The organism is Sphingobacterium sp. UBA7253 (genome assembly GCF_002472745.1).
GTDB classification, from domain to species: Bacteria; Bacteroidota; Bacteroidia; order Sphingobacteriales; family Sphingobacteriaceae; genus Sphingobacterium; species Sphingobacterium siyangense.
On the sequence record NZ_DKSP01000126.1, the window covers coordinates 1 to 5,761 of the forward strand.

The following is a 5,761-nucleotide window of genomic DNA, read 5'->3' on the forward strand; positions in this document are numbered from 1 at the left end:
CGTAATGAACTCTATCGCTATCAGCCACCATTATAACTCATTTTATCACGTTTGGCAACTAGCTTACTAGAGATTAACCACTCCTTAATCAACCACATCGATAATTTAGCACCATACGCTTATCCAGCCATCCTGAATCGTTTTCTTGAATTAGTAGAACTTCATTATAAACAAGAACACCATGTCGCTTATTACGCAAATTTACTGAATATAACTGCAAAAAGTCTTTGGATGCAAACACAGCAATACATGGAGACTAGCCCCCTCAAACTGATTCATAATCGTTTATTAAAGGAAGCTATGCACCTGCTGAGTTTGGGGCCCAATCCAATCAAGACTACCCTGATTGAATTGGGTTTTGAGGACTCCGCTACTTTCTCTCATTTCTTCAAAAAACAGACAAATATGTCACCTTCAGCATATCAAAAGAAACATTTACCACATAAAAAAACATAAAAATGGCTCCTACGTGATATACATGGAGCCAATATTTATTAAGAAAACCGCATTATAACGATCTTTTTTTCAACGTGATATTATCCAAAAATGCATTTCCTTTTCCTACATTGGTAAATCCGATCCGAACAATTTTTTTATTCGGATTAATCTCCTTGCCAGTAACAAAATCAAGCTCCTGCTTTCCACCTTTCTTTTCTAAATCAGGTATTAACGTCTTTAAATTCGACAACTTTCCTGTTACGACAGTGACATCATCGACTTCCACCTGCACTTTGTCTCCTTTACTCCAATAGACAAGTTTGAAGTCTTGTTGGGGATCCAAATAAACATATTGCTCTATTTTTTGACCCGGCGCAAGTACCACCGCTTTACTCCCCTTTTCGCCGCGCCCTTCTTCGATGACCGCTGCTCCTTCCCAAGGTGCAAGGCCAGACTTACCCTCAAAATCTGGATTAGGCAATTCATTACCATCTTTTAAAGGCCAGTTATACGCCCGAATATAATCGACCTCCATATTGACTCCGCCTTCAGATCCATAGGCTCCAAGAAATACGTTCAAAAAGTGGTTGGGTGAATAAATCTGATTTTTATTCGTATATTCTTTGATCAGATCTCCATTGATATAATGTTTAATACTTGTGGGTGTCCACAATACCCCATGTGTTACCCATTGTCCGACATGTTCATACCCCTCTGCAATATGTGTAGCAAGGTTACGTTGAAATACCCCTTTTTGATCAACATGTCCATGTATCACAAACTGAGCCGTAATATATTCGAAAACGTCGATTTCAAAAAGCTGTCCCTTGGGGCGAATGCCTTTAATTCCGTCGACTTCGGATCCTTCTTGAAGATAATAACGAATATCTGGTCCAGGTGAATCAAACCAAAAAGCTGTATTTGTTCCCTTGGGATTCCCCTGTCGGTTACGTCTTACCTTAACTTCAAAGTACCCACCTTTGCTGTTGTCCAATAAATTTTCATTGGACTTCCAATCGTAGGTTTGGATGGATGAAATCTTCTGGTTGCCACCCGCTGTAAAAATCCGTTTGGGAATAGTATCATTGACATACAGATTGATCGCTGATCCATTTAAAGTATAAGCGGGTTGTGGCAAACGATCATGCAACATTTCATCCTTGGATTTTGCATTCAGATAATTCAAGGATGAAAAATAGTTGGTCGTCCATTTATTCCGATTAAGTAATTGATCGTTAAATTCATCCTGCCAATAAACTTCCATACCAACAGGAACTGCTCTTGAACTTGGATTCTTTCGCTCTTCATCGAGTTCAGTATTATCCAGCTGCCATCTCTTGCTCGTATACACTTTTCCATTTGCCAAGGATTTTCCTGTAGCAGATTCTACCCAGATATAATAGGTCGTTTCAGGCTCTACCTGCTGAATATAATAACGTTTGGCACCTTCTGCCAATATCGCATTGGCTGTCTGCGGTTTCTTATTCGTTTTTGCCCAAAAGACTTTCGCTCCGGATATGCTCGGTTGATTATCCTTCATGTCTACACGGATCCAACTCCGGGTACCCAATAGCTGTAATGGTACATTTGAACTTGTCGTTTGAGCCGATAGCCCTAACGCTGACATTACCTGAATACCTGCAAGAAATAGATATTTTTTCACAATTTTCTTATTTTATAAACGAACAAACGATAGTCAATCTGCTTACGAACAGACTATAACCTTACGATAATAACGAGAATTATCAGCATTGGCAACTCTGATCAAAACGCAACCGTTTGTTCAATTTAGCGATTCCGAAAATTTGGACTTAAACAATGGATCAGACAACTCGAATTTTCCGCGCTAACGCGTTCTGCAGCATTGGTAAAGTCAAGAAAAAAGCCGCTTGGAAAATCCAAAACGGCTTGATATATAGCGTAAAAAAAGTTTCCATTCATATTATTCATGCAAAACCAAAATCGCTTTAACTGATCGGTTCAAAACTTCATTCACCGTACTACTTGCAAATAAACGGTAAATCATATTATGGTTGCGTTTGACCAAACACAGAATATCGGTCTGATTGTTTTCAACAAAGTCAATGATCGCATGTGATGGCCGTGTATCATCCTCATCCACATAATTAAAGTTGATATCTACGTTAGGAAGCAACTGACGCATTTTTTTCTCCCCATTACGCACCAGCTTTTCGTCCAAATCCCTTTCTGAGACGTGTAGAATTTCCAACTTCTTGGGGTCTGAAAGTTTTAAAATACGATTGAGCGCTTTGACATCACGAACAGACAATTTTGTTGTTTTATAATCCGTTGCCAATGTAATGACTGGAATAACCGACAGATTACTTTCAGGAGGTACAATCAAGGTCGGAATACGCAATTTTGTCACAGCCATACTCGCATTACTACCGACAATTTCTTTAATGCCTGTCGCCCCGGTAATTCCCATCACCAAAAAAGAAACATCCGTATATTCAACATACTTTGTGACTACATTACGCAGATAACCTACTTCAACAACGGTTCGCACTTTGAGGTCATTGTATTTATTTTCCTGGACCACCTGATCAGTCCATTCTTGCAAAGCAGCACGTTTTCTAGCGTAATAATCTTCTATAAAGATCGCGTTATAAGTACTGTTGTTGATCCCTTCTGTCGGGTGTATGGCATGTACAACAGCAACTTCCATATTCAAACGAGAAGCCAAAGACAAGGCGTAACGCAAAGCATGACTTGCATTGATTGAAAAATCGGAGGCAACAAGAATTTGTTTCATTTTTTAAGTTTTTAATATTTACCTGTCAATAGCCATGTGTACAAATGCAATGGATGACAAAAACATTCAGATAACAATCAACTAAATAAAAAGATGGAAGAATACAAATAGTAATAATGCCAAGCCAATTGACACGGGTAAAGTAAGTACCCAGGCAAGACCGATACTTTTGAGTGTCCCTTTATTCAGATTGCTCTTTCCTCCAGAAGCGACCATTGAACCGGCAATACCACTTGAAAGCACATGCGTTGTACTAACCGGCAAACCCAAGACGGTACTGATACCAATTGTCGAAGCAGCAACAATCTCGCTTGAGGCTCCTTGAGCATAACTCAAATGTTCATTTCCTATTTTTTCACCAATCGTTACTACAATACGTTTCCAACCGATCATTGTCCCAAGACCTAAGGCGATTGAAATAGTTAAGATCACCCAGATCGGTGCAAAGTCCGTAAGATGTTTCAATTCGCCCAACTTACGATTAAGCTCCAATCGATTTTCAGGATTGATATCGATCTGTTTACTGCTCTCTAATGTAGCAATGGATTTAACTAAACCTTCAACCTCTTTTCTGAATTTAAAAGTACCGGCTTTATCCGTTACACTTTTATCCATCAAATGCAACTTGACTTGCTCAATCTCCTGATTGACTTGCACAAACATCGTTCCCTGAGCGACATTACTGGAAGCAATTCTCTGTAACACGATTTCCGTTTGATCGAGCGTTTTAATGACAGCCGCATCTGGTACGGAATGGTTGATTGAAAAACGAGCAGGCAGAAATGCAATTAAGATCAACATAAACAGTCCTACACCTTTTTGTCCATCGTTGCTACCGTGAAAAAAACTGACCAATGTACAGGTCAGTATAAGAATACCGCGTACTAACAAGGGAGGTCTGTCATCTTCTCCCTGTGGGATGTGAAAAAGTGCTTTATAACGGACGACATGCTTTAAAAAGAGCATCAATAACACTGCTAAACCAAAACCAATCAAAGGTGAGAGAATCAAAGAAAGACCAATTTCCTCGGCCTTATGCCAATTGACACCACTGCCACCATAATACCAGGTGAAGCCTATACCAGCCCCGATAAGAGCACCAATCAAAGTATGTGAACTCGAACATGGAATACCAAAATACCAGGTCCCCAAATTCCAGATAATAGCCGCTAATAATACAGCAAGGACCAGGCAAGCGCCTACCGAAACAGGTAGTGCCATTAAGGTATCGAGAGGCACCAATTTAAGTATTCCCATAGCAACTGCGATCCCACCTGCAAAAACACCTAGAAAATTCCAAAAGCCAGACCAAGGAATGGCTACAATTGGTTTAAGTGCTTTGGTATAAATTACCGTTGCAACAGCATTCGCGGTATCATGAAAGCCATTGACAAATTCAAAGGCCACAACGGCAAATAAACAAAGGGCAAAAACAATAAGAAGTCCAGTACTAAGATCGGTTTCCCCTAAGAGAGGAATCATGTTGCAGAAAATTTGCATATTATTCTTTCATAAGATTTATGGTTGTCCTTGCTGAGTTTTTCTTACTTGCTGAGTTTTCCTTAAGGAAAACTACCAAAGGAACAATCGCTTCATTCAGCTCAAAAATAATTTTCAGATGTTAACTTTTGATAAAGGATATATTACGTTATACAACACGAAAGAAAAACTTAAAACACTGTTAACGAATCTTATTCCATCGCTATTTTATTTCCCACAAACTTTCTTAATTTTCAGGGAGCTAATACGGACTTTATAGGGACCTCATTCGGACTTCATTCGGATGAAAGCGAATAAAGACCGAATAAGTTCCGTAGAAATAACGATTATAAAACGGATCAAAAGTAAATTTGATCGCTAGTTTCTACCCACAAAATATAGCCCCCCGTATAAAACCAACTGTGAAGCAAGAGCCGTATAAGACCAACCGTAAAGTAAGAGCTGTATTAGACCTTTTGTAAACTTTTTTCAGGAATGGACATAGTGTATCTGCGAAATGCCAAGCAGAGGATTCGAGAGAATTTTAGTCCGCCATTTACAACGAAAATAGTACGATTTACCGATTCAAATCCACAGTCTACCGAAAAACGCACACTTTTTAGAATTAAACCCATTACTTTAGACAAAAGTAAATTTAACACCGAATTAATTATGCCTAAAACTTATCCATTAGACTATTCCTTGACGAACTATTCTCCCTTACAGCGGATTACATTTAGTACGCTAACTTTTCTCATCGCCATTTATTGCGTTCTTTTTGCACAGCATACAAAAGCGCAATCTTTAGACTGGTCTACAAAAGATATTGTATTTAAGAGTGAGGGTATTAACCTGGCAGGAACCATACTTCAGCCTCGGCGTGCCCATGCTGCCATTGTCCTCATACATGGTTCTGGACAAGAGAAAAGAATGATGGATTTTGCCTCATATTTAGCCCAAAACGGTATTGCCGTATTTACTTATGACAAGCGCGGAGTAGGAAAATCTGAGGGGACCTATGCTGGCCCTGAGGTCGGTACCAATAATATCGATTCTGCCAACCTCCAC

General features: G+C 39.4%; 5 protein-coding genes. 2 read left to right on the top strand and 3 right to left on the bottom strand.

Features of this window, described 5'->3' with window-relative positions; genetic code table 11:
- Positions 1–51: 51 nt before the first annotated feature.
- Positions 52–456 carry a helix-turn-helix domain-containing protein gene (locus B2X72_RS12845; protein ID WP_286849779.1) on the top strand — a complete coding sequence of 135 codons (405 nt, stop codon included), beginning with the start codon at positions 52–54 and terminating at the stop codon, positions 454–456.
- Between the two features lie 52 nt (positions 457–508).
- Here the strand turns inward: B2X72_RS12845 and B2X72_RS12850 are convergent, their stop codons facing one another.
- The 3 genes from B2X72_RS12850 to B2X72_RS12860 form a co-directional block, all read right to left on the bottom strand.
- Positions 509–2,101: a glycoside hydrolase family 16 protein gene (locus B2X72_RS12850; RefSeq protein WP_286849781.1), complete on the bottom strand. Its 1,593-nt coding sequence runs from the start codon at positions 2,099–2,101 to the stop codon at positions 509–511.
- Positions 2,102–2,380: 279 nt separating this feature from the next.
- Positions 2,381–3,214, bottom strand: coding sequence for a universal stress protein (locus B2X72_RS12855; RefSeq protein ID WP_145327879.1), 834 nt, complete (start codon positions 3,212–3,214; stop codon positions 2,381–2,383).
- An 81-nt stretch (positions 3,215–3,295) separates the two neighbouring features.
- Complete coding sequence (locus tag B2X72_RS12860) at positions 3,296–4,696, bottom strand: inorganic phosphate transporter (RefSeq protein ID WP_075993506.1); 1,401 nt, start codon at positions 4,694–4,696, stop codon at positions 3,296–3,298.
- Between the two features lie 492 nt (positions 4,697–5,188).
- Here B2X72_RS12860 and B2X72_RS12865 point away from each other — a divergent pair.
- Positions 5,189–5,761, top strand: a 573-nt coding sequence (locus B2X72_RS12865) for an alpha/beta hydrolase family protein (protein ID WP_286849783.1), incomplete at its 3' end; no start/stop codon positions are given.

Coding starts and splice junctions, on each gene's coding strand:
- B2X72_RS12855 (WP_145327879.1), bottom strand. CDS start 3,214: ATGAAACAAATTCTTGTTGCCTCCGATTTTTCAATCAATGCAAGTCAT.
- B2X72_RS12860 (WP_075993506.1), bottom strand. CDS start 4,696: ATGATTCCTCTCTTAGGGGAAACCGATCTTAGTACTGGACTTCTTATT.